At 70.6% G+C, this 23,373-nt stretch carries 20 protein-coding genes; 9 read left to right on the forward strand and 11 right to left on the reverse strand.

Annotation, left to right across the window (positions count from 1 at the left end):
* Position 1 precedes the first annotated feature (1 nt).
* The 5 genes from VG899_15375 to VG899_15395 all read right to left on the reverse strand — a co-directional run bounded on the left by VG899_15375 (position 2) and on the right by VG899_15395 (position 8,381).
* A complete protein-coding gene (locus VG899_15375; protein ID HWA67741.1) occupies positions 2-982 on the reverse strand; it encodes a hypothetical protein in 981 nt (326 codons plus the stop codon).
* Positions 979-3,942 (reverse strand): branched-chain amino acid ABC transporter permease/ATP-binding protein, encoded by a 2,964-nt coding sequence (locus tag VG899_15380; protein HWA67742.1) that lies wholly within the window; start codon positions 3,940-3,942, stop codon positions 979-981. The genes VG899_15375 and VG899_15380 overlap by 4 nt, the downstream gene beginning before the upstream one ends.
* Positions 3,939-6,179 carry an ATP-binding protein gene (locus VG899_15385; protein ID HWA67743.1) on the reverse strand — a complete coding sequence of 747 codons (2,241 nt, stop codon included), beginning with the start codon at positions 6,177-6,179 and terminating at the stop codon, positions 3,939-3,941. Before VG899_15385 ends, VG899_15380 begins: the two co-directional genes overlap by 4 nt.
* Positions 6,179-6,718, reverse strand: coding sequence for a hypothetical protein (locus VG899_15390; protein ID HWA67744.1), 540 nt, complete (start codon positions 6,716-6,718; stop codon positions 6,179-6,181). The genes VG899_15385 and VG899_15390 overlap by 1 nt, the downstream gene beginning before the upstream one ends.
* 130 nt (positions 6,719-6,848) lie before the next feature.
* Positions 6,849-8,381 (reverse strand): helix-turn-helix domain-containing protein, encoded by a 1,533-nt coding sequence (locus tag VG899_15395; protein HWA67745.1) that lies wholly within the window; start codon positions 8,379-8,381, stop codon positions 6,849-6,851.
* Between the two features lie 120 nt (positions 8,382-8,501).
* Here VG899_15395 and VG899_15400 point away from each other — a divergent pair, with 120 nt between their 5' ends.
* From VG899_15400 to VG899_15415, 4 genes are read left to right on the forward strand one after another with little or no spacing between them, the layout of a single operon-like run.
* Entirely contained in the window at positions 8,502-9,731 is a 1,230-nt protein-coding gene (locus VG899_15400) for an alpha-hydroxy acid oxidase (protein HWA67746.1), read from the forward strand.
* Positions 9,728-10,552: an alpha/beta hydrolase gene (locus tag VG899_15405; protein ID HWA67747.1), complete on the forward strand. Its 825-nt coding sequence runs from the start codon at positions 9,728-9,730 to the stop codon at positions 10,550-10,552. Before VG899_15400 ends, VG899_15405 begins: the two co-directional genes overlap by 4 nt.
* Entirely contained in the window at positions 10,546-12,012 is a 1,467-nt protein-coding gene (locus VG899_15410) for a leucyl aminopeptidase family protein (GenBank protein HWA67748.1), read from the forward strand. The genes VG899_15405 and VG899_15410 overlap by 7 nt, the downstream gene beginning before the upstream one ends.
* Complete coding sequence (locus VG899_15415; GenBank protein HWA67749.1) at positions 12,009-13,502, forward strand: hypothetical protein; 1,494 nt, start codon at positions 12,009-12,011, stop codon at positions 13,500-13,502. Before VG899_15410 ends, VG899_15415 begins: the two co-directional genes overlap by 4 nt.
* On the opposite strand, the gene VG899_15420 is transcribed toward VG899_15415, so the two are convergent.
* Entirely contained in the window at positions 13,499-15,022 is a 1,524-nt protein-coding gene (locus VG899_15420) for a hypothetical protein (protein ID HWA67750.1), read from the reverse strand. The genes VG899_15415 and VG899_15420 overlap by 4 nt on opposite strands.
* Before the next feature lie 75 nt (positions 15,023-15,097).
* On the opposite strand from VG899_15420, the gene VG899_15425 reads away from it, so the two are divergent.
* From VG899_15425 to VG899_15435, 3 genes are read left to right on the forward strand one after another with little or no spacing between them, the layout of a single operon-like run.
* Positions 15,098-16,093: a LacI family DNA-binding transcriptional regulator gene (locus VG899_15425; protein HWA67751.1), complete on the forward strand. Its 996-nt coding sequence runs from the start codon at positions 15,098-15,100 to the stop codon at positions 16,091-16,093.
* A gap of 11 nt (positions 16,094-16,104) precedes the next feature.
* Positions 16,105-17,343, forward strand: a complete 1,239-nt coding sequence (locus VG899_15430; protein ID HWA67752.1) for a serine hydrolase domain-containing protein — start codon at positions 16,105-16,107, stop codon at positions 17,341-17,343.
* Positions 17,322-18,149 (forward strand): helix-turn-helix domain-containing protein, encoded by an 828-nt coding sequence (locus VG899_15435; GenBank protein HWA67753.1) that lies wholly within the window; start codon positions 17,322-17,324, stop codon positions 18,147-18,149. Before VG899_15430 ends, VG899_15435 begins: the two co-directional genes overlap by 22 nt.
* Positions 18,150-18,315: 166 nt before the next feature.
* Here the strand turns inward: VG899_15435 and VG899_15440 are convergent, their stop codons facing one another.
* The 3 genes from VG899_15440 to VG899_15450 all read right to left on the reverse strand — a co-directional run bounded on the left by VG899_15440 (position 18,316) and on the right by VG899_15450 (position 20,194).
* Positions 18,316-18,549 (reverse strand): hypothetical protein, encoded by a 234-nt coding sequence (locus VG899_15440; GenBank protein ID HWA67754.1) that lies wholly within the window; start codon positions 18,547-18,549, stop codon positions 18,316-18,318.
* Positions 18,550-18,615: 66 nt separating this feature from the next.
* A complete protein-coding gene (locus VG899_15445; protein ID HWA67755.1) occupies positions 18,616-19,479 on the reverse strand; it encodes an NAD(P)H-hydrate dehydratase in 864 nt (287 codons plus the stop codon).
* Positions 19,472-20,194 carry a histidine phosphatase family protein gene (locus VG899_15450; protein HWA67756.1) on the reverse strand — a complete coding sequence of 241 codons (723 nt, stop codon included), beginning with the start codon at positions 20,192-20,194 and terminating at the stop codon, positions 19,472-19,474. The genes VG899_15445 and VG899_15450 overlap by 8 nt, the downstream gene beginning before the upstream one ends.
* Positions 20,195-20,390: 196 nt before the next feature.
* Here VG899_15450 and VG899_15455 point away from each other — a divergent pair, with 196 nt between their 5' ends.
* A complete protein-coding gene (locus VG899_15455) occupies positions 20,391-20,816 on the forward strand; it encodes an Hsp20/alpha crystallin family protein (GenBank protein ID HWA67757.1) in 426 nt (141 codons plus the stop codon).
* A 3-nt stretch (positions 20,817-20,819) separates the two neighbouring features.
* Positions 20,820-21,131, forward strand: coding sequence for a MerR family transcriptional regulator (locus VG899_15460; protein ID HWA67758.1), 312 nt, complete (start codon positions 20,820-20,822; stop codon positions 21,129-21,131).
* A gap of 49 nt (positions 21,132-21,180) precedes the next feature.
* Here the strand turns inward: VG899_15460 and VG899_15465 are convergent, their stop codons facing one another.
* Together VG899_15465 and VG899_15470 are read right to left on the reverse strand one after the other, a co-directional pair.
* A complete protein-coding gene (locus VG899_15465; GenBank protein HWA67759.1) occupies positions 21,181-21,930 on the reverse strand; it encodes an alpha/beta fold hydrolase in 750 nt (249 codons plus the stop codon).
* Positions 21,927-23,318 (reverse strand): hypothetical protein, encoded by a 1,392-nt coding sequence (locus tag VG899_15470; GenBank protein HWA67760.1) that lies wholly within the window; start codon positions 23,316-23,318, stop codon positions 21,927-21,929. The genes VG899_15465 and VG899_15470 overlap by 4 nt, the downstream gene beginning before the upstream one ends.
* Positions 23,319-23,373: the final 55 nt, after the last annotated feature.

Consider the following 23,373-nt stretch of genomic DNA (forward strand, 5'->3'; position numbering starts at 1 on the left):
GTCATCCGTGTCTCATCGGAGTCGCGTCACTCGTGAACAACCTTGTCAGGAACACCGCGACCGCGAGCAGTGCGATCGGGAAGAGAAACGCCATCGGGTACTTGAACCCGCGCGAGAACGCCACTGGCGTCGTCGCCGTGGTCGCAGGCGCTGCGATGTCCGGAGCGGCAGGCTGCACCGGCACCGTCGAGTCCCCAGGTGGCAACGTCAGCTGTGGCGGCGCCGCGGCCGTCGCGGTGGGCGACGGCGACGCTGAGGGCGAGCCGGCAGGCCCTGATTCGTCGGGCCCCGGCGCGAACTCGATCGACGTCGAGATGTGCGGCGCGCCCGCGAGCTTGCGGCCGTCGAAGGCCACCGACCAGGCGGCGGTGAGCGCGATCTTGCCCGGCCCGGCCAGAATGGCGATGCCGTCCTCCGGCTCCCCCTTGGCCCAGGCGGCGACGAACGGCGTGAGATCCACGGTGAAGTCGTTCTTCGCAGCGTCGTAGTGCAGCTTCGCGGCGTTGGCGCAGTTGACGGCCGGCAACGTCGCGGGCGTTCCCGCGGCGCCATCGGCGAACGCCGACGTGACCAGGCAGGCCTCCGCCGTCGCCGACGCGGGTGACTCGTTGCCCGCGGTGGCACCCGAAGCCAGCGGCAGCGTCATCGTTGCCCGGCGTACGTCGGCACCCGCCGGCAGCGATCCGAGGTCGGGTTCGAGGTAGGTCTGCGCGGTCTGTTGGCCAAGCAGGACGCCGACGTGAAGGGTGTTGGCCGGGTACAGCGACAGCGGCAGCGCCGGCGGACAGCCGACGGGCAGGGCGCACAGGTTGATGATCGAGGGTGCGTACCACCCTTCGGCCGAGTCTGCGACCATGACGGTCTTCGACGCCGGCTGCCCCGTGTCGGTGACCGGAAAAGCCGACGCGGCAGCGCCGACGAGCAACCAGGACACCGACATCGTCGCCCCGAGCGCGAGCAGGGTCGCGCGGCGCCGGCTCATCGGGCCGCCCGGTTGTCACTTGCCGCGGTGCCGCCGGATCGCTCGATCGCCGTGACGCTGCCACCGAGGTAGGCGTCGACGACGGCAGGCTCGTTACGAACCTGTTCGGGCGGCCCGTCGGCGATGACGACGCCGTCGGCCATCGCGACGATGCGGTCCGAGATCCCCATGATGAGCGGGATGTCGTGCTCGATCACGACCAGCGTCAGGTCGAGCTGGCGTTTCAGATCCACCAGCAGCGCGCCCAGTGCCTCGGTTTCGCGCTGCGCGATCCCGGAGGACGGCTCGTCGAGGAGCAGGCAGACCGGCTCGAGCGCGACCAGGCAGGCGATCTCGGTGATTCGCCGGGTCCCGGTCGAGAGCTCCTGGATCTGCTTGTCCCGGTAACGCTCCAGCCCCATGGCCGCGACCAGTGCACGGGCGCGGCGTTCCTTGCTCCGCTCGCCCAGGGCGACGCCTGCCGTCGAGGTCAGGAACCGCGTCGGCTGGACCCGCTCGAAGGCCAGCATGACGGTCTCCTTGACCGTCATCGTCGGGAACAGCGCAGCGTCCTGGAACGACCGGATCAGGCCCAGCTTCGCCCGCTCCTCCGGGCCCAGATGGGAGACGTCACGACGGTCGAACCGCACCTGGCCGGCGTCAGGTCGGGTGAAGCCGCCGAGCAGCTCGAACGTCGTGGTCTTGCCCGCACCGTTGGGCCCGATCAGCCCGACCGTCTCACCGGCGCGCACGACGATCGAGACGTCGCGGACCGCGTGCACCCCGCCGAAGCTCTTGCGGAGGTGACGCGCTTCCAGCAGCGTCGTCCCGCTCGTCGGGCGGCGCTGCACCGGAACCGCGGCTCGGTCGCGGGCACGCAGCTGCGAGATCGTGGACGCGGTGGGACCCGCCGTCGTGTCCTCACCGGCGTACAGCGGCTCCGGGTCGATGCCGTGCCAACGCGCGATCATCTTCACGATCCGGTCTCGTAGCGGCTCGACCAGCTGAATGAGCCCACCCGGCTTCCACAGGATCACGCCGAGGACGCCGAGGTTCGTCGCGGCCAGCGCGATGTTGCCGATGTTCAGCAAGGGCAGGCCGATGATCCACAGCGCGCCGAGCAAGGGGCCGGACAGGGTGAACACCCCGCCGAGGACGGTCATGACGACGACGTTGACGCTGGCGTCGGTCGGGAAGGTCGTGGCACCGATCGAGGACAACGAATGACCGTACGCCGCGCCCCCGATGCCCGCGATGAAGCCTGCGATCAAATAGCCCTGCATCTTGACCGCACTCGCCTTGATCGTGAACGCGCGGGCGTTGTCCTCGTTGTCTCGGATCGCGACGAGCAACCGCCCGAACCCGCTACGGCGGATGTTGCGCACCACCACGATCGAGAGCACGAACAGCGTCAACGCGAAGTAGTAGTAGGAGTGACCGGTGTCCAGGGCGTGGCCGAAGACGACCGGAGCACCGGGATCCCGGCCGTCACCGAGCATCCACGACTGCGGAAGCAGCCAGGCCGGCGTGGCGAGGGCGAAACCGAGGGTGGTCAGGGTCAGCATCAGCCCGCGGATCCGAAGCGACGGCAGGCCGATGATCACCGAGACCAAGCCCGCCGCCAGCCCGGCGTAGAGCAACGCGAGCGGGAAGTCCCCGATCCGGCCCGACACCTTGTACGACACGACGGCGCCGATGGCCGCCACTGCGAACTGCCCGAGCGTCAGCTGCCCCGCCAAGCCGGTGAGCACGCAGATCGACAGGCCGACGATCGCGAAACAGAGGATCTGGGTGAAGTCGACCGAGACGCTGTTGTCGACCATCAGCGGCAGCAACGCCAGCACCGCGACCACCACCACCGCGACGGTCGGCGCGAGCGCGCGAACCATCGGCAGCTGCTGCAGCCGATGCGGGATCGGGCGCAGCCCCTGGACCGCCGCCCAGCTGCCCTTCTCCTCGTCGCGGCCGCCCCGCTGCCGCTGGAAGAGCAGCGCGAGCAGGATGATCACGAACAGGGTGATCTCGACCAGGCCTGACTGCGGGTAGTTCCACAGCAGGATCTGCTCGAGGATGCCGAGCCCGACCCCGCCGGCGAGCGCCATCGGCAGGTTCTGCATCCGGCCGACGACCGCCGCCGTCATCGCCCGCAGCAGCAGCTCCGGCCCGAAGCTGTCCCCGCTGGTGAAGCCTTGGGTTGGCGCGGTGAGGATCGCGGTCAGCGCGCTCAGCGCGCCGGCGATCGCCCAAGCGAGCGTCGACATCCGCGCGGCGAAGACACCCGACATTCGGGCCGCTTCCGGGTTCGCCGCGGCCGCCCGCAGCGCCAGGCCGAAACGGCTGCGCTTGAGGAACACCGCAAGCGCCAGCACCACGACCGGGCAGATGATCAACATGCCCGAATACGCCTGCGTGACGCGCAACGCGCCGATGTTGAACGCCGGCAGGAACGACGGCTGCGGATACAGCGAACCGGCCGACGCCGTCGAGTTGATGACCAGCGCGAAGACGACGAGGAACTGCCCGACGCCGAGCGTCGCGACGACGCTCATCAGCCGCGGCGCGTCACGAAGCCGGCGCACGACCCCGGTCTCGGCTGTGGCGCCGGTGAGCGCCGCGACGATCAAGGCCATGGGGAAGGCCACCCAGTACGGGATGTGCCACTTGACCGCTGCGACGCCGAAGAAGGCGGACCCGAAAGCGCCGACCTGACCGTGAGCGAAGTTGATGATCCGGTTCGTCCGGTAGATCAGGACCAGGCCCACGCCCAGCAAGCCGTAGGTGAGGCCCGTGATGGTCCCGAGCACGATCACCGGGAACGGCGTCGACGCGTGAATCACACCGTGGCGGGCGAGCAACGCGCTGCCCACCTTCGCCACGACGACGGCGAGGACGAAGGCCGCGAAGGCGAGCGATCCCCTGCGCGTCGGCATCGGGATGCGCCGGCCGGGAGCGCCGTCGAAGGCGGGGACGCTCGCGCTCACGATGCCGCTCCGGCGCCCTGCAGGAAGACCGCACGCAACAGGTCGTCCCTGGCCAGCAGATCCTCGGCGCGCCCGTCGAAGCGCATCTCGCCCTTCTCCATGAAATAGGCGTGCTCGACGAGGTTGAGCGCGATGTTGACCGACTGCTCGACCAGGACGACCGCGGTGCCGTCGTCGTTGATCCGCCGCACCATGTCAAGCAGCTGCCCCACGATGACCGGCGCCAGCCCGAGCGACAACTCGTCGATCAGCAACAACCGCGGACGGATCATCAGGGCTTTCGACAGTCCGAGCATCTGCTGCTCACCACCCGAAAGGGTGGCGGCCAGCGAGTTACGGCGTTCGTACAGCCGAGGGAACGCCTCGAACGACGCCTCGATCGCGCGGTCCACGGCAGCCCGGTCGCGACCCAACGTGAACCCGTACGTGCGCAGGTTCTCCACGATCGTCATCGGTCCGAACACCGCGCGGCCACCGGGGATCTGCGTGATGCCCAGCCGGAGCCGTCGCTCGGCGTCGAGGTAGGTGATCTCCTGCCCGCGGTAGCGCACACTGCCGCGACTGGGCAGACCGATCCCGGAGATCACCTTCAGCAGAGTCGACTTGCCTGCGCCGTTCACTCCGAGCAACGCGACCATCTCGCCGTCATCGACGGTGAAGTCGACATCGAAGAGCACCTGGAGCTGACGGTAGGCGAAGTCGACTCCGCGCACCGACAGCATCGGCAGGTGGGCGCCGCTGGCCTTGAGCCGGCGGATCTCCTCGTCTTCGAGGACCGCGTCGATCATCTGGTCCATGTCGGTCTGGATCAGCGATCCGGCGGTCCCGATGACATAAGCGGCGAGCACACCGGGAATCGCGATCGACACCATCGTTCCGGCGACGCCGTACTGGGTCTGGATGCCCGACAGCAGGAGCGCGCCGACCGTGCCGCCGATGGCGGCGAAGATGCTGGCCAGGGACTGCGCGTGCGCTCGCATGTTGGCGGGGACGATCGACAGCAGCGACACCCCGAGCGCAGGGGTCAGTACGGCGATGCAGCCGCCGGAGATGCCGAAGCACACGACCATCGGCCAGAACCACGGCATCACGCCGCCGAGCGCGATGAAGATCACGCCCAGGCCGAGCAGGTAACCGCCGACCCGCAGCAACCGCGGCGGGTCGGCCCGGAACTGCTTCTCCCCCAACCTGCCGTAGGCCAGCAGCGCCACCACGCCGGCGGCGGCGTAATACGCGAAGAACAGTCCGCGCTTTCCGGGACCGAGGTTCCACTTCTGGTCGAGGAAGAAGGAGATGAACGTCAGCAACGGCACGATGAGGATGCCGAGTACGGCGAAGCCGGCGCAGATGCGCCGGTTCGTGGGCACCAGCAGCACTCGCCGGCAGATCTCCCAGAATCCGAGCGCGACATCGGACTCCTCCAGCTCGGCAATCGGACGGGTCGCACCGTGCGCCTCCCGCACGCGCGCCCGCAGCTGCTCGGTGTCCCACTTGCCGAACCCGGGGTCACGCAGCCCGAGGGACACCAGCGTCATCGCGATCGAGGTCACGCCGAGCAGCAGGAAGACCCCCCGCCAGGTGAACCCGGCGATGCCTGCGAGCAGGCCCACGAGCGCCGGGGCGAGGACGTTGCCGAAGGTGCCGAAGGCCTGGTAGGTCGACACCGCCCGCACCCGCGCAGCCGGCGGGTAGCTGTCGACGACGAGCGGATAGTGCAGCGACTGCGCGCTGCCGGTGCTCAGTCCGTCGCACACCAGGATGCCGATCAGGCCTAGCAGCGACGTCACGAAGCCGGTGAACAGGGTCAGGACGCTCCACAGGAACCCCGTCACGATGCAGAGCAGCGCTCGGCGAGCCCGGCCTTGGGTGAGCGCGGCGATCGGCAGCGGGGCGACAGCGACCGCGAGCGCACGCAGCCCGATCGCCGCGCCGATGGCACCGATCGAGATGCCGAGGGTGCGGCTGATCTCAGGCGTGAGGACGGTGAAGGCGAACGCCTGGAAGTTGTCCGAGATGTAGAGCAGGCCGAGCGCGATGACCGGGTAGTACGACAGCCCGTGGGTCCGCAGGATCCGGCGGAAGGACTCGGTGTTCGCGTCGCCGATGACGCCGAGCTGGCTGCGGGCGACGTCGTGCAGCGACGCCCGGGTCTGCTCGATGTCCGACAGCGCCTCTGCCGGCGCCGGCGCCGCCGCCTCGAGCGAGGGGGCGCTCACTGGGCTGCTGCGGCGAGCCATCAGTAGCTCGCCTTGTGGATGCGCACGTCGAGCTCCCATGCACTTTCGCCGATGCGGTGACCCGACGTGTCCATCAGCACGATCGTGATCGTGTGGACCTGCAGCGTCTGCTTGCTGTTCGTGAGATCGGGGATCTGCGGGAGCCGGATCGAGGTTTTCGTCGTCGTGAAGACGTCATGCTCGCTCAGATAAGCCCGGTTCGGGCATTTCGGATCGCTCTGACACGCCGCATCCCCGTCCGCGACGCTCTTCATCGTCGCGCCCGGCTTGATCGGCGCCTGGTCGACGAAGATCGCGAAATAGCCGGCGTCGCGGCTCGGCGGCTGACTATCCTCGGCCGCGATCTGGAAGTCCGACATCGTCCACGACACCGTCACCGGCTGCGTCACGGTCGAGCGGCTCTTGGGACTGACGAAGTGCAGCCGTTTGTCCACCCGGAAGTTCAGATCGTGGATGTGGGTGAGCCCGCACCCGGACAGCCCGAGGACGGCGGCTACCGCGGCAGCGGCAAGCCGCCGGCTCGCGCGCGCGGGGCGCACCGGCGCCTCCTGGCTCGTTCGACGGGTGGAAACCCTCATGGTGGCCGCTGCCGACCGGGAACGTCGTCGTGCCGCCGTACCAAGTGGTGACCGATTCACTGTGCTGGCGGCCCACACACCGGAACCTTCGTCACGCCAGCAGCCGGACCTGCAGCTCTGCCAGCAGCCGCTCGTCGGGGTCCTCCAGGCTGAAGCCGCCGATCTCCTGAGCCTTCGCGATCCGGTAACGGACCGTGTTGACGTGGAGCCCGAGCTGGGCACCGGCGGCCTTCATGTCGCCGACGTTCGCGAAGTACGCCCGCAGCGTCGCCACCAGCTCGCTGCCCTGGGCGCGGTCGTGGTCGGCCAGGGTGATCACCGGTCCGGCGAGCAGGGCCGGATGGGCCAGCGCGACCTCGCGGAACTGCTCCAGGCGGTAGCTCGCCTGCACGTGCTCGCTGTCGGTCAACCCGCTCCACCCGCGTCGCTCGGCGAGGGCGAGCAGCGAGTCGACCGACTCGCGGACCTGAGGGGTTTCGGTGAGGGCCCGGTAGGTGCTGCTCAACATCGCTCGGTGCGGGGCGGCCGACTGCAGCCGGGTGTGCATGTCGGACACGATCCGCAGCGCGCTCTGCCGCTGTGCGGGCTCGGCGCAGGCGAACAGCAGGTACGCCGTGTCGGCGCCGACCGCCACGCGGGCCTGCACCCGATAGGCGTCGCAGTAGCCCCGCGCCAGTGACATCAGCCGGCGCGCCGTCGCAGCGCGATCACGTTCGTCGGTGGCGATCGGGCGCAGCCCCGCCAGCACGAAGCCGTTGTCGATCGCCACCGACAACCGCTCGGCGACAATCCGTTCGGTCCGCGCCCCGCCGAGCAGCGCGTCGAAAGCCGCATCGTCCGCCCCGACCCCGCCGGGCCCCGCTGCGGCGTGGCGAAGCAGCGAGATCGCCGCCACGTCGGCCGCTCGGCGAAGCCGCTGCTCGATCTCCGAAGCCGGCAGCTCATCCTCCGGTTGGAGCCAGATGGTCGCGAGCAGCTCGGCGCCGGCGCGCGCGGCGACCGCGTAGCGCCGCCGCATCCCCGCGATCCGGCCGTCAGGGATCGCAGCGACCTCGCCGCGTTGCAGCTGGTCCAGGATGCCCGCCGCCCGCAGCTGGTCCAGCGCCTGCGCCGGGGCCCGCCGACCGAGGATCGTCTCGCTGCGCACCTCGTCCATCGGCCGGCCCCCGGAGTAGGCGAGCAGCTGCCAAGCCGGATCGTGCAACACCACCGATCCGCCACACAGCGAGGCGATGGCGTCGGCCAGCCCGAACAGTGAGTCCTCCTGGCCGAGGGCGCCGCCGCCGACCGACGTGAGGGTTCGTAGCAGCGCCACGAGATGCGCCCAGTCGGCGGTCGGTTCGACCATCAGGACCGCCACTGCGTCCTCCGGTCGCGGATCGCAGGCGGCGCCCTTGAAGACCACCCCCGTCGTACCGGCCGCCGTTGCCGCGACGAGCAGCTCGGCAGCCGCGCCGTCGTCGTACCGGAAGCCGGGCGCGACCACCAGGGCACCGCGGGGCGGCGCCACGGGAAAGGCGGGGTCGGTCACGACGACGTCCCCGACCGCGGCGGACAGCCGGCCCGACCGGCCGAGCACCAGAGCCGGCCCGAGCCGGTCGGCGACCTCGGCAACCGTCAGCACGCCGTGCCTCCTGGGTTCTCAGCTGGGGTGGCGTCCATTGTCGCCTGCTACAACGAGGACCGGCTCAGTCTGGCGGCGCGGGCGGTTACGGGACCGTTTGCGCACCTCTACGTTGGCGCGGTGGCCAAGCGAACGCGCCGCATACCCCGTCCCGCCGAGCTGCGCGAGCTGGTGCCGGGACGCCCGACGCTGCCGACCAACCAGGCACGGCTCGCCCGCGCCGCCGACATCTCGGACTTGCGCCTGCTGGCGCAGCGCCGGGCGCCCCGGATGGTGTTCGACTACGTGGACGGGGCGGCCGAGGACGAGCGGTCGATGCGAGAGTCGATCGCGGTGTTCGACCAGGTGCGGTTCCGGCCCCGCGTGCTGCGCGACGTCTCGGAGGTCGTCACGACCACCGAGCTGTTCGGGCGCACCGTCGCGATGCCGCTGGTGCTCGGGCCGACCGGCTTCACCCGGATGATGCACCAGGAGGGCGAACCCGCGGTCGCGGCAGCCGCGGCTCGCGCCGGCGTCCCGTACACGCTGTCGACCATGGGCACGACCAGTGCCGCCGACGTCGCCGCGGCCGCGCCACAGGGATGGAACTGGTACCAGCTCTACGTCGTTCGCGACCGCGCTCGCAGCGGTGAGCAGCTCGCCCGGGCCCGCGACGCCGGGATGGACGTGCTGGTCCTCACGGTCGACGTACCCGTTGCGGGCGGTCGGCTGCGCGACGTACGTCACGGCATGACGATCCCGCCGACCGTGCGGTGGCCCAGCGCAATCCAGGCGGTCCGCCATCCCGCTTGGTGGTTCGATTTCCTGACCGGCGAGCCGCTGCGGTTCGCGACCGTCGACGGTGCACCCGGCGACCTGGCCGGTCTCATCGGCAAGATGTTCGACCCGAGCGTCACGATGGCCGACCTCGAATGGATCCGTGAGGTGTGGCCGGGTCGCATCGTCGTCAAAGGGGTGCAGGACGTCCGTGACGCGAAGGACCTGGCCGGCGTCGGTGTCGACGGGCTCGTCATCTCCAACCACGGGGGTCGCCAGCTCGACCGGTCGCCGTGCCCGCTCACGCTGCTGCCGCAGATTCGAGACGAGGTCGGCGACCGGCTGGCGGTCCTGCTCGACGGTGGGGTGCGCAGTGGCGCCGACGTCGCGGCGGCGGTCGCGCTCGGCGCGGAGGCCGTCCTCATCGGCCGCGCCTATCTGTACGGGCTGACCGCGGCCGGCGAAGCGGGCGTCGATCGCGCACTGACGATCTTGCGTGCCGAGCTGGTCCGCACCCTCCAGCTGCTCGGTGTCTCCGACGTATCCGCACTCGACGCCGACTGCGTCTCCTTCCAGCCAGAGGTGCTCCGATGACCACATCCCCCGACGTACGCCGAGAGGTCGTCCGGATTCGTGACGTCGACGTCGACGTGAGCATCTACGGCACTTCTGGCGTACCGGTCGTCCTGATGCCAGGCGGCGCCGTCGCGTGCTCCGGGTACTTCCCCGACCTGGTCGAGGGACTCGCCGGCCAGACGGTCATCGTCCACGACCGGCTCGGCACGGGGACGTCGCGAACTGCCGAACCGATCTCGGTCCGCAGCTGGAGCGATGACACCGCCACGCTGCTCGACGGGCTCGGGATCGAGCGCGCCCTGCTGGTCGGCCACAGCCTCGGCGGGGCGCTGGCAGCGCAGGTGCTGCTCGATCACCCGGAGCGGGTCGCGGGCGTCCTGCTGCTCGACCCGACGCCCCTCAACGACCGGCCGCTGTGCACGCGGGCATCGAAGGGTGCGGCCGCGCTGGCGCGGTTGTGCCGGCTGCCGCTCGTCGGCGGCGGATTCGAGGCGCTGCTCAAGCGCAGCGGTCGGCCCCGCCGGCTCCGTCCGAGCGCGCGTCAGTCCTTCGACCGCACCTTCTCCGGCTCGTGGCTCGAGGACACCGCAGCCTCGGTCCGGTTGCTCATCGAGGACGCCGACGCGTTCTGCGCACGGGAGGTGTCGCCGACCCGGGTGCCGGCGCTCCTGGTCAGCGCGGACCGCAAGCCGACCAACAAGGCCCGAATCGCTCACACCGAGCTCGCCGCGATGCTCGGCGCACGGCTCGAGATCTGGCCGAAGACCCAGCACAGCCTCCACCTGCAGAAGCCCGACCTCGTCGTCACCCGCACCCGCGAGCTGTTGGAGTCATGTTGAGCATCTCGACCGGCGCCAGTCATCGCGCGCGCTCCCGCTTCGTCGCCAGCGGCGAGCCGTTGGCCGGCGTCGACGCCCTCGTCCTACTCGCAACCACGAGCGATGACGGCCCGGCCCTGCTGCCGACGCGGGCGGCAACTGCCCAGCTGCGCGAGCAGATCGCCGGCTCGCTCGGTGCGGTCGGGTTCGCGGGCAAGCCGGGTCAGCTCGCCCGGATCCCGTTGTCGGCATCCGATGGGCCGAGCGGCGCGACCGTCGTCGGCGTCTCGGCCCAGCCGAGCGAGGAGGAGCTCCTCGGCGCGATCGGCAGCGGGGTACGCGCCAGCAGCGGTGCCGAGCGCCTCGTCGTCGACGTCGACGTGGACGCAGCGGCGGGGCTGCTGCGCGCCGCTCTCGCGACGTACCGCTTCACGGAGTACCGGCCGGCCCTCGCCGATGGGGCGACCCGCGACGTGGCGCTCGTCGCCGACGGCGCGCCAGACTCCGAACGCATCGCCGACCTGGCTGCGGCGGTCTGCTTCGCCCGCGACCTGGTGACCCTCGCACCGGCCGACAAGACTCCGGAGCGCGTCGCCGAGATCATCCAGACGGCTGCGGCGCAGGTCGGCGCGGAGTGCCGCATCTACGACGAGGCTGAAATCCGTGACCTGGGCATGGGCGGACTGCTCGCGGTCAGCAGGGCATCGGCGCATCCGCCCCGGCTGGTTCGCCTCGACGCGCCCGGCGCGGGTGACGCGCGGGTCGCGGTGGTGGGCAAGGGACTCACCTACGACGCGGGCGGGCTCAACCTCAAGCTCGCGATGCTCGAGTCCATGAAGCTGGACATCGGCGGCGCGGCGGCCGCAGCCGCCGCCGCGTTGTACCTCGCCGCGCACCCGGGCCGAGCCGGCCTGACGGTGTGGCTGCCGCTCTGCGAGAACGTCACGTCCGGCAACGCCTACCGCGGCGGCGACGTGCTGCGCATGCGCAGCGGGCTGACGGTTGAGGTCATGAACACAGACGCCGAAGGCAGGCTGGTGCTTGCCGACGCGATGAGCCTTGCGGCCGACGAGCGCCCGGTTGCGCTCGTCACGATCGCGACGCTGACCGGCGCGGCATGGCGTGCCCTCGGAGCGAGGACCGCCGCGTTGATGTCGGCGGATGACGCACTCGCCGAGCGGGTCCTCGCCGCCGCCGCAGCCGGTCATGAGGACGTCTGGCGCATGCCGATGCGTGCCCACTTCGGGAAGACCCTCGAGTCGAAGATCGCCGACCTCAACAACCTCGGGGACGCCCAGAACGGCCAGACCATGGTGGCCGCGGCGTTCCTGAGCCGGTTCGCTCCCGATGACCTGCCGTTCGCGCATTTCGACATCGCGGGCCCGGCGTACAACCACGGCGAGGCCTACGACCACGTACCCGCCGCCGGAACCGGCTTCGGCGTCGCCACTCTCGTCGAGTTGCTGAACCGGCCGTGGTGAGACGGCGCACCCTCGCCACAGTCCTCAGCTGCGTCGCGTTCACCGGCGCGTGCGGTACGACGCTGAACGTTTCCGATGCGCCGGGCGGCACGCCGGCCGGCGAGAACCTCGAGGTGACCACCGCGCCGCCACCGATCACGGTCGGCCACCCGCCGGCGCGGACGCCACCACAGCAGACGGGCGCGGTGCCCGGTCTCAGCGGCTCGCCCGCACACGCCGAGACGCCTACGCCTCCCACCTCACTGCACGCTGGTGCGACCGGTTCACCCACCAAGGCTGCGCCGACGACCGCACCGGTCACGACCGGCTCCGGCCCGGTGCGGGTCGGCGTCCTGTACGTCGGTGGCGTGAGCGCGCTCGCATCCGCTCTCGGCATCCCCGGCCTGTCGACCGGCGACCCCTCGGCCCAAGCGAAGGCGATCGCCGACTACATCAACCCCCACGGCGGCCTTGCCGGGCGACCCATCGCGCTCTATCCCGAGCCGGTCAATGTGTCGCTCACCGCCGCCAACACCGACTCGGCGTACGCCGCAGCGTGTGCCGGCCTGGTGCAGGACGACAAGGTGAGCTTCGTCGTCAGCTATACGAACCTGTCCGCCATAGACCTCGCCTGCTACGTCCACGCGGGAGTGACCGTCCTCGACGACCAGGCGGAAGTGCCCGACAGCACGGCGAACGCCGACGAGAACACGTTCGCCGCTCCCGGAGAGCTCGCGGTCGGCCGCGCAACAGTGGCACTGGTCGACGATCTGTGGCGTCGAGGGTGGCTGAACTCCAAGAGCAAGGTCGGCGCGCTCACCTGGGACACACCCGACGGCCAGGACTTCGCCAGCCACTACCTGGCGCCCGCGCTGTCTCGGCACGGCTTGGCGCTTGCCGCGACGGCGTACGTCAGCCAGGGCACGAGTGGCGCCAACCAGGCCGGATCGGTGCTGCAGTTCCGCACCAAGGGCGTCAACCGGATCATCCCGATCGCCACCAGCCCACTGTTCTTCATGGAGGCGGCTCAGACCCAGGGCTATCACCCCGAGTACGCCGTGACGTCGATCTTCGGACCGGGCGCGTTGGTCGAGTCCACCGCTCCCAAAGCGCAGCTCACGGGCGCCGCCGGCATCGGCTGGGACAAATACCTCGACATCGGCGCCGGCAAGATGCCAGGCCCGGTCAGCGGCAACGAGACACTCTGCTTCAAGATCATGGCGGCGGCCGGTCAACAGTCGTCGAGCAACACCGTGAAAACATTCCAGACCGCGCTGTGCAACGACTTGTTGTTCCTCCAAGCCGCCAGCAAGCGGTTCGGGCTCGGGCCCGACATGCTCACCCTCGCCCGACAAGCCCGATTCGGCTTCCCGCCCGCGGACGCCTTCGCGATCCGACTCGAACCCGGGCGGGCGGACGGCGTCTCGGCGTATCGCGACGTCAGCTACGAAACCAGCTGCGGCTGCTTCCAGTACACCAGCGGCAACCGGGCGCTTCCGGCGGTCGGCTAGCTGACGGAATAGGTGGGGCCCATGTACTCGAAGCAGGAGCACTTCGGCGCCCAGCCCCACTGCCGGTAGACGGATGGCCCGCCGCGCTCGTCGGCGGCCTCGCGACCACGCCCGCCGTACACCGACGCGAGCTGCGTCTTGCCGATGACCGACTTCAGCGCCGCAACGACCGGACCGGCGGAGGTCTGCCCGCCGTCCGCAGCCAACGCAGCCGCGTACAGCTCGAGGCCGTCGCAGGACGTGAAGATCCCCATGTAGTCGTTGTAGCCGCTCGGGCGCAGCCCCTCCGACTTCGCCATGTCCAAGCAGCGCCTCTCGGCGGGGGTCCAGGCGTAGGGCTGATGGTTCGCATCGACGTCGGCCGATGGCTCCCAGCCGAAGCCGTGGAAATGCGACAGCGTCGTGGCGGGAAGGTTGCCCTCGAACGCCGCGCCCGCGGACGTCATCAAATACTGCGGGTGCCAACCCTGGGTCTCAGCGGCAAGCGCGAAGAACAGCGCGGCCGGCCCCTCGGCGAAGACGGTGGTGACCCCTTCGGCCCGGAAGCGCAGCTCGGCGCTGCCGACCTGCCCGACCTCCTTTGCGTCATCCCCCGAACCCTGGGCGCAGTCGAGAGTGAACGTCACGAAGTTGATGTGGTGTGCGGTGAGGTACGGCGCGGCGAGGTGGCTGAAGCCCACGTTGTCATCGGCACAGGTGTCGAGCATGACGCCGAGCTTGGTCTTCGGGGTGAGCAAGCCCGCGGCGATCGCGCCACTGATCCCGATCTTGTAGTGCAGATCCACGCTCGGGTTGGTGGTGGACACCAGCGTCGGGAACTGGCTCTGGTCGGCGATGTCACCGGGCGCGTAGCCCCCGTAGAGGTGCGGGACGCCCGCCTTCGCCAGGCAGCTCTCGAAGGACTCCAGGTAGACGAAGATGTAGCCGACGACTGCGGCGACGTGATGGTCCTGGGTGAAGTCCGCGCACGCCGCCTGGAAGGCCCCCGACCAGTTCGATGCCGCGGTGTCGGTCACGCCGTAGATCGGCACGATCTTGCGGCCGTCGATCCCGCCGCGCTTGTTCATCGCGGCGACCATCGCGTTGTCGATGTCCTCGTCGGCGATCGTCTGACCCGAGTTGGCGATCCCGAACGAGCCCAGGTTCGACACCTTGGTGACGATGAAGCCGATGTCGATCGGCGAGGTGTCGGCAGGCTTTGCCGTCGCACTAGAACCGGTCGCCCGGCCGCCTGGCGCAGCCGCCGTGCCACCGCTCGGCGAGATCCCCGGCGTACCGCCGGCGACACCACCGGCGCGCGTGCCCGCACCAGCGCCGCGGGCGGGGGCAGCAGCGCTCGGCATCGATCCGGCCGCGCTGCTCGGCGTCGATCCGCCGACCAACGGGCTGGACCCGGCCGCCGGCGCGGCGGCGGCGTTGCCGCCTGCGGCCGGGCTCTGGTAGCTCGCCTCGATGGTGCTGCCGCACCCGCACAGCACCCCAACGGCAGCCAGCGCGACAACAGACCGGGTCAGCAACACCCGGCTACGAAACCGCCGGAACGGGCGTCTGTCAAGCGCTTGGATCGAAGGACTTCGATGCCCTATGGTGCCGCCATGGCGTCGCCCACAATCTACGACGTCGCCACGAGCGCCGGGGTGAGCATCTCGACGGTGTCGCTGTGCCTCAACAACCCCTCGCGCGTGGCGTCGGCGACCCGCGACCGGGTCCTCGCGGCGGCGGACTCGCTGGGCTACGTGCCCAAAGCCGACGCGGTCAGCCGGGCCCGCCGAGCGGTCGGCCGGATCGGGGTGATCGCGCCGTTCACCTCCTACCCCTCCTTCGCCCGGCGCCTCAACGGAGTCCTCACCGAGCTCGCCGCCAGCAATCTCGAGGTGGTCGTCTACGACCACGCCTCGGCGGCGGTCTCGCCGTTGCTGGCGAGCCTGCCGCTCACCGGCCGCGTCGACGGCCTGCTCGTGGTGTCGTTGCCGATCGACGAGCAGGTGTGCCGCCGGCTCCAGGAACAAGCGATCCCGGCCGTGTTGCTCGACATCGCCCAGGACGGCTTCGACGTCGTGACCACCGACGACGCCGCGGGCGGACGGCTCGCCGCCCAGCATTTGCTGGAACGCGGGCACACCCGGATCGGCTTCCTCGGTGAGGGATGGGTTGCCGACCACGCCCACCAGTCGCAGTGCGAGCTGCGCCTCGCCGGATTGCGGGCGGCGAGCGCGGCCGCCGGTCATCCGGTCGACGACGCGCACGTGCGCTTCACCGCACACGACATCGACAGTGCCCGCACCGCCGCACACGAGCTCCTCACCGGGACCGACCGCCCGACGGCGGTGTTCGCCCATGACGACCTGCTCGCCGCCGCGGTCCTGCAAGCCGCCGGTTCACGCGGACTCGCGGTGCCGTCAGACGTGGCGGTGATCGGCTTCGACGACTCGGAGATCGCGGTCGCGCTCGGCCTGACAACCATTCGCCAGCCCTTCGAGGCAAGCGGTCAGGTCGCCGCAAGGGCGTTGCTCGAGCGGATGGCCGATCCGGTGCTGCCCACCCGCACGACCACCCTCGACCTCGCGCTCGTCGAGCGCACGACGACCTGACAGGAGCCCCGATGCACGTCGCAGCAGGATTCGAGCCGGTCCGCGAACTGCTCGACAACTCCCCGATGCTTCGCGATGGCGGTGCCGCCTTCGCGGCGTACGTCGATGGTGAGCTCGTCGTGGACGCCCACGCCGGGGTGTCCCGACCAGGGGTCCCGTGGCGGCCCGACAACCTCGCCGTGCTGATGTCGATCACGAAGTCGTTCGCCGCAATGTGCATCCAGATCCTCGACGACCGCGGGGAGATCGATCTCGACGCCAAGGTCGCGAGGTACTGGCCCGAGTTCGCGGCCGCCGGCAAGGCCGAGGTGACGGTGCGGCAGGTCATGCGGCACAGCGCCGGCGCAATCACCGTCCCGCCGCAGCTGGAGCTGCTCGCGGGTGACGGCAACGGCTGGGACGCCTACGACGCCATCGCCGAGGCGATCGCCGCCCAGCCACCGGCCTGGCCGCCGGGAACCAAGCACGGCTACCACGCCCTCACCTTCGGCTGGCTGGTCGCTGAGATCGTCCGCCGCATCACCGGACGCAGCGCTGGGGACTTCTTCCGCAACGAGGTCGTCAAGCCACTCGACCTCGACATCGTGATCGGTGCCGACGACGCCGACCTCGCCCGCGTCGCACTGGTCACGGAGTTCGACACGGCCGCGCTGCCGTACCCCATGCGCAAGATGATGGAGACGCTCTCTCGGAAGATGTGCGATCCGACCACGCCGGCGGGCATGGCATTCGCCGGCAACGGCACCGACTCGGTCATCTCCCGCGTCGTCGATCTGGTCGCTCACGGCGGCATCCTGCGCGCCGAGGTGCTCGCGAGCAGCGGCCTCGCGACCGCGCCCGCGTTGGCGAAGTTCTTCGGGATCCTCGCCCTCGGCGGCGAGGTCGACGGCAAACGCATCGTGTCCGCCGACTCGGTGCGCAAGTGGACGATCCCCGAGGTCACCTCGAGCGACTACGTCTCGACGAGCGCGTTCCCGTCCTGGCTCGTGACGGCGTTACGGCTGGAGCGGCTGAGCAGGTCGACCCGCACGCTCGGCTACCTCTACAACAACCCACCGGCTCGCGGCCCCCGGCCATTCGGCCCGACCCCGACCGCCGTCGGCGGCATGGGTGCCGGCGGGCAGGTGGGATTCGCCGACCCGGTACGACGGGTCAGCTGCGGCTTCGTGCGCACCGCCTTGTCCCACAAGCCCGACTTCGGCAACCAGCTGATCGCGAAGTTCTACGAGTGCTTGGACGGTCGCAGCTGAGCAGCTCCGCCGGCCGGGTCCGCAGCGGTCCGGCGTCGGCGCCCGAGGACCTGATGGCCGAGCTCGTCGAACTGCTGCACGCCAACCTGAGCGTCAACGACGAGCCGGTCGGCGAGGACGTCGCTGCGCTCCGCCGGGCGCTTCGGGGAACGCCTCGAGCGCAGGACGAAACGGTGCTACGCGGGCGGTTCGAGTCGGCTCGACTCTGCCTGGTCGAGGCGACCGGATCCGAGCTGTTCGCCGTCCGAGCCGAGCTTCGTCGTACCCCGCGGTTGCTGGTCGACGGGTGGCACGATGCGCTCGTCGTCCTCGTCCCCGGTTTGCCGCGCAACGCGGACATCGCCTCCCACGCGAGCATCTGCCGGACGGTGAGTCGCATCCATCGGGTAGCGCCGTCGGCCCTCGTGGGGGTGAGCTCACCGGTCGACCGACTTGCGCACGCCGCCCGGGCGCTCGACGAGGCCAGCCGCGCCCTGCGCGAATGCCCCCAGGGCTGCGCGGTTTACGCCGACGACGTCTGGTTCGCCGTCGCGATCTCCCGGCTCCGCGACAGCCTGGCGGACAGCCTCGCCGTCGGCGGGCCCCTCGCGCGGCTCGATGAACTCGGGAAGGGCGGCGCCGAGCTGCGCGCGACATTGACCACCTGGCTGCGCCACGACGGCGACGTCCGCGGCGCGGCCCAACAGCTGCACCTGCACCCGAACAGCCTGCGTTACCGGCTTCGCCGCGCGGCTGAGGTCACCGGCATCGACTTCGCCGACCCGCTCCAGCGACTGGTCACTCTGCTCGCACTGACCGGCGACTGAATCCTTCGAATATCTCCGTCCGCCGTTCGAAGTAGCACACAACCCGGCCCCGGGACGGGGACAAAAGGGGCGGAGCGGGCAAATCGATACGGGTTGTGTGCTACTTCGGGGAGGGGGCGCACCGGCGCGGCGGGCGCGCGCGGCGGGCACTCGTGGCGGAGGGCGCTTACGACTTGCGCGCGGTCGCCTTGCCGCCCTTGCGACCGGCCTCGCGCTTCTGCGCGGTCGTTCCGCCCTGGGAAGAGTCCGACCGGCGGGTGCCTGATCCGCTCGCCTTGCCGCCGCGACTCGAGGCGCCCGGGGAGTTCGCGATCTTCGCCGCGCGTTCCTTGGACATCCCCTTGTCCTTGAGCGCCTCGTACTGCTTCTCGTTCTTCACGTTCGCACGGGTTCCAGGCATGTCGTACCTCCGATCCGGTTGTTCCCTGGAACTGCCCGAGCATGTGTCCGGCCGGACCGGCGAGGGCTACTGCTCGACCACTCGCGGAAGCTCGTCGAGCAGCTCGCGGGCGAGGTAGCCGACCGCGCCGACCCGGTGAGCGAGCCGGTCGCCCGCGCCGGCGTGCGCGGTCAGCCCCCACAGCGCAGCGGCCGTCGGCGTCGCGCCGCGGGCGGCGAACCCGGCGATCGCGCCGGCCAGCACGTCTCCCGAGCCGGAGGTGCCCAGGCCGCTGTTCCCCTTCGGCGTGCGCCACATTTGTCCGCTTGCCGAGGCGACGGTCGACCCGAGCACGACGACCGCCTGAAAGCGCCGCGCGATGGCGGCGGCGCGATCACCGTCATCGCCGGCCGACCCCGAAGAGTCCTCGAGAAGCATGTCGGCCTCGGTCGCGTTCGGCGTCAGGATCAGCGCAGGGCGAGCGGTCTCACCGGTGAGCGCCTCGCAGGTGAGCGCCAACGCATCGAGGACGACGGGGATCTCCCGCGGCAACCGGTCGAGCAGTTCGGCGACGAAGCGGCGGGCCGATTCCGGGGCGCGCATGCCCGGCCCGAGCAGCACGACGTCTGCCCGCTCGGCGGCGTCGAGCGCTGCGGCCGCGGCAGCAAGGGACAAGGCGCCGGCGCCGGTCTCCGGCAACCCGATGACGGCGGCCTCGGGAAGCGCGACCGCCGCGGCGACCGCCGTACTCGCGACCGTGGCGACAGTCAGCCGCCCGGCTCCGGCGCGCAGTGCCGCGAGGCCGGCGAGCAACGGAGCGCCCGGCGTCGAGACCGAGCCACCGATGACGGTGACCGACCCGCGATCGTTCTTGTCCTCGGCTCTGCGCGGGTCCGGCAGCGGCCACCGCTGGCGCAGCGCCACCCCGTCGACGAGCTCGGGTTCAGTCATGTGAGGTGACCGGGGTTCGGGCGGCCTGCTCGACAGCGGTCGTGTCGGCGAAGGCGTCCAGCGCGAGGCGCCCGTCTTCGCGCTCGTAGCGGGTCACCGAGCAGTTCGGGACGAGCCCCGACAGCGCGACTGCGTCAGGTACGGCGAGCTGCTCGACCACGTAACGCGTCACCAGCACCGTGACGTCGTGGGTGAAGACCATCACCCGCTCCTCGGGAGCGGTGAGCCGCAGCTCGAGCAACGCCGACCGGACACGCAGTGCGACGTCCGCCCACGACTCCCCTGCCGGCGGGCGGTACCAGAACTTGCCGAGATAGTCGTGCCGGCTCGCCTCATCCGGAAAGGCGTCCATGACGCCCGCGCGGGTGAGCCGGTCCAGCACGCCCTGCTCACGGTCACGGAAGCGCTCGTCGACGAGGCGCGGCAACGCGTCGAGCTGCGCCACCCCCAAGGCGATCTCAGCGGTCTGCTGGGCGCGCCGGTACGCCGAGCTGACGACCAGGCTGGGCTTTCGGTCCGCTGGTTGCTCCTTCAACCAGTGACCCAGCGCCTCGGCTTGCCGCTCGCCGGTCTGCGACAGCGGTACGTCGATGTCGTTGACGGCGATGTCGAGGCGCAGCGAGCGGGCCTGAGCGGCGGCGAAGTCGGCGACGTTCGCCGTGCTCTCGCCGTGCCGGACGAGCCAGAGCGACCTCGGCCAGGGGAACTCCTGCACGTCACTTCCGGTGCCCAGTGCGTGCCGGTTTCACGCCCTGTCGTCAACGCGACCCGCGTCGCCGGGATGGAGCCGCAGCGTTGAAATTCCAGCCCGAGAGAACTTGCGAATCGAGTTATAGGTTGTCTACACTCCAGTTGTTCAGTTCGGAAGGTGCCGCCTGCCGGGCGCGCCTTGAACCCTTGGAGGTGTGCAGATGCTGCTGGAGCGCTTTGACCCCTTCCTCGCCGAGTTCGACCGAGTCGCCCAGCGCACGTTGGGCACCGCCGACGGCATCGGTCTGCCCATGGACATCGTTCGCAGCGGTGACGACCTGGTCGTCCGCATGGATCTGCCGGGCGTCGTGGAGCAGGACATCTCGATCACCCTGGAGAACCGGACGCTGACGATCGCCGCGCCGCGTCGTACCGCCTACGGCGAGGGCGACCAGGTGCTGTTGCAGGAGCGGTTCGACGGCGAGATCAGCCGCCGGGTACGGGTGCCCGAGTGGGTCGACGGCGAGGCCGTCACTGCCGACTACAACGCCGGCGTGCTGACCGTCCACCTGCCGCTCGCCGAACGTGCGAAGCCCCGCACGATCACCGTCGGAGCCGGCGCGCCTGCCGCGGAAATCGGCAGCTGACCGATGATTCACCGTGAACAGCGGCCTTACGACGACCCCTCGCGGCCGCTGTTCACGGTCGGCCAGGTCGCCGAGATGCTCGATGTGCAGCAGGCGTTCCTGCGTCGCCTCGACAGCCACGACCTGGTCTCACCCGCCCGCTCCGAGGGCGCGCAACGGCGTTACTCGATCTCCGACATCGACCGGGTGAACGAGATCCGGGTCCTCGTCGAGGAAGGTCTCACGCTCGCCGGCGTACGCCGGGTGTTGGAGCTGCAAGCGCAGGTCGCCCGGATGAAGGCCGAGATCGCCACGCTTCGCAACGCCGCGTCCTGACCGCACGCCACGATCTGACCGCACGCCGTCGCCGCGGACCCCGCCGACGTCAGCCGTCGAGGAATCGCGCGGTGAGCGCCGCAGCGACCGCGGGCGCGGCGTAGTCGACGGTGTGGGCCGCGCCCGCGACCTCCGCGGTCTGCGCGTCAGCGGCGAGGCCGGCAAGCCGGTCGAGCCACGCCGCCGGTGCGATCCGGTCCTCGCTGCCCCGGATCAGCAACACGGGCTGCCGCACGCAGCCGATGCGCTGCTCCGGCTGGTCGTTCAGACCCGCGAGCAAGGCGAACCACGGCGTCCGGACCCCGCTCTGCGCGTAGCTGCGCAGCAATGACACCGCCAGTGACGGCGGTTCCTTCGGCGCGATCCGCAGCCATCGGGCGAACACCGTCGGCAGCGTGCGCGCCGCGGCGTCGAACGTCGGGCCGATCAGCACCAGCCGCCGCGCCGCCGACGCTGAACGAGCTGCCGCGGCCAGGACGATCTCGGTGCCGAACGAGTTGCCGATCAGGTCGACCGGCTCGCCGACGTAGCCGTCGAGGAACTCCAGCAAGGCGTCGGCGAACTCGTCCACGGTGCGGCATCGCCGCGGCGCGCGGCTGTGACCGAAACCCGGCATGTCCGGTACGACGACCAAGCGGCCGGTCGCGGCGAGCTCCGTCGCGTGCGGCATCAGGTAGTCCCCCGCGCCGAGTCCGGGCACCATCACGACCGGCGGAACATCGCCACCGTGCTGACCGACCGAGCGAATGTGCCACGTCGTCACGCCGATGGTGCGCCGGCAGCTGCGCGGGTCAGTCATTGCGCGAGCCACTGCACGCCGTAGCGCTCCCCGCCGGCGACGACGGCCTGCTCGACGTGCTCGATCGGCAACGGCGCGGGCAGCGGCAGAGGCGAGCCGAAACGGCGCAGCGAGTCCGAGTAGTTCACCAGCGAGGCGAAGTCGGCAGGCCATCGGCGGGCGGCCACGCCCGCGAGCTCGGTCACCATGCCGCGTTCGGTGCCGACCTCGAGCCAACGTTCGGCCGCGGCGTAACCCGCGGAACGTACGCCGTGCGGGAACAACGTGACGAGCAGCTCGGCGAGCGCGGGTCGATCGGCTGCCGCGAGGTAGGTGTCCAGCGTGGCGAGTGACGGCTCGGTGCCGAACGTGAGCCACAGCGGCACGCTGCGCGTGGCGAGCATCCAAGTCGGCTCGACGCAGATGAAGGTCTCGGCGACCAGCCGCGACGGGCGCTCCCCCATCCCGGCAAACCAGTCGCGGTAGATGTCAGCGACCAGACCGCTGGGCGACTGGGGGTCCGGAAAGCGGATGCGGACGAGCCGGTAGCCCTCGGCGGAGGCGAGCGCCGCCAGGTCGTCGGCCAGCGCCTGCTCGAAGCCCCACTCCGCCTCGGGTGAGTGGTCGTCGACACCCGGGAAATCCCACGTGCCGACCGACGCGCGCTGCTCGCTCAGGAAGCGGCTGACCCGCTCGCTGCCGTCGACGTACTCCTCCGGGTCGAGGCCGCCGACCGCGCCTTGCTGGTAGACGTGCCGCTCGCCGCGCCGGGTGACCGGCCACGCCGTGGTGCAGTCGACGACGAGGATGGTGCCTCCGGGCACGAGCGTGTCACGCAGGTAGCGGCGGTAGGCCTCGGTCAGCGCGCGCAGCTTCATGCGGAAGTAGGCGATCCTTGCCACCATCAGCCGGTCCTGGTTCGGGTCGTGCATCTGGTGGATCTGCAGCCCGGGCTCACGCTCCAGCAACCGCTGCGAGGTGGTGGCCGCCAAGGAGGCATCTGACCGGCAGTCGTCAGGGTCGCCGCGGCGCTTGACCGGAACCAGGAACGTCTGCGGCAGCCACGGCACGCCCATCGCGGCGCACAGGTGCATGATCGCGCCGTTCGACGACCCGATCGCAACGGCCGGGCAGCGCCGCGGTCCGTACCTCTCGGTCACCCACGAGCTGAACCGCTCCGGGTCGACGTCGACGAGCTGGTCAGGCCGGACACCCTCGGTTGCTCCGTAGCGGCAGAACGTCTGCTTCCTGATCTGCTCGGGCAACAACCCGCTGGCCCGGACCAGGTGCGCGGCAGTCCGGGATCGACCGAGGCGGCGGTACGGCTCGCGATGCAGCGCCGCCGCGAGGGCCCGAACCAGGCCGGTGGCCGAGTCGAAATCCGCGACGAACCGCGGCGGGCTGGTCATGACGGGCTCCCCGGCGTCTGTCCCTGACCACTCCCCGTCGCGGAGGTCGCGAAAC

This window comes from Mycobacteriales bacterium (genome assembly GCA_035550055.1).
Taxonomy (GTDB): Bacteria; Actinomycetota; Actinomycetes; order JAFAQI01; family JAFAQI01; genus DASZTV01.

Bases quoted from the DNA above. Each gene is read 5' to 3' on its own strand.
- VG899_15465 (HWA67759.1), bottom strand. From the start codon at position 21,930: ATGACTGACCCGCGCAGCTGCCGGCGCACCATCGGCGTGACGACGTGG.
- VG899_15375 (HWA67741.1), bottom strand. From the start codon at position 982: ATGAGCCGGCGCCGCGCGACCCTGCTCGCGCTCGGGGCGACGATGTCG.
- VG899_15430 (HWA67752.1), top strand. From the start codon at position 16,105: ATGCACGTCGCAGCAGGATTCGAGCCGGTCCGCGAACTGCTCGACAAC.
- VG899_15455 (HWA67757.1), top strand. From the start codon at position 20,391: ATGCTGCTGGAGCGCTTTGACCCCTTCCTCGCCGAGTTCGACCGAGTC.
- VG899_15445 (HWA67755.1), bottom strand. From the start codon at position 19,479: ATGACTGAACCCGAGCTCGTCGACGGGGTGGCGCTGCGCCAGCGGTGG.
- VG899_15425 (HWA67751.1), top strand. From the start codon at position 15,098: ATGGCGTCGCCCACAATCTACGACGTCGCCACGAGCGCCGGGGTGAGC.
- VG899_15385 (HWA67743.1), bottom strand. From the start codon at position 6,179: ATGGCTCGCCGCAGCAGCCCAGTGAGCGCCCCCTCGCTCGAGGCGGCG.
- VG899_15460 (HWA67758.1), top strand. From the start codon at position 20,820: ATGATTCACCGTGAACAGCGGCCTTACGACGACCCCTCGCGGCCGCTG.
- VG899_15410 (HWA67748.1), top strand. From the start codon at position 10,546: ATGTTGAGCATCTCGACCGGCGCCAGTCATCGCGCGCGCTCCCGCTTC.
- VG899_15405 (HWA67747.1), top strand. From the start codon at position 9,728: ATGACCACATCCCCCGACGTACGCCGAGAGGTCGTCCGGATTCGTGAC.
- VG899_15470 (HWA67760.1), bottom strand. From the start codon at position 23,318: ATGACCAGCCCGCCGCGGTTCGTCGCGGATTTCGACTCGGCCACCGGC.
- VG899_15440 (HWA67754.1), bottom strand. From the start codon at position 18,549: ATGCCTGGAACCCGTGCGAACGTGAAGAACGAGAAGCAGTACGAGGCG.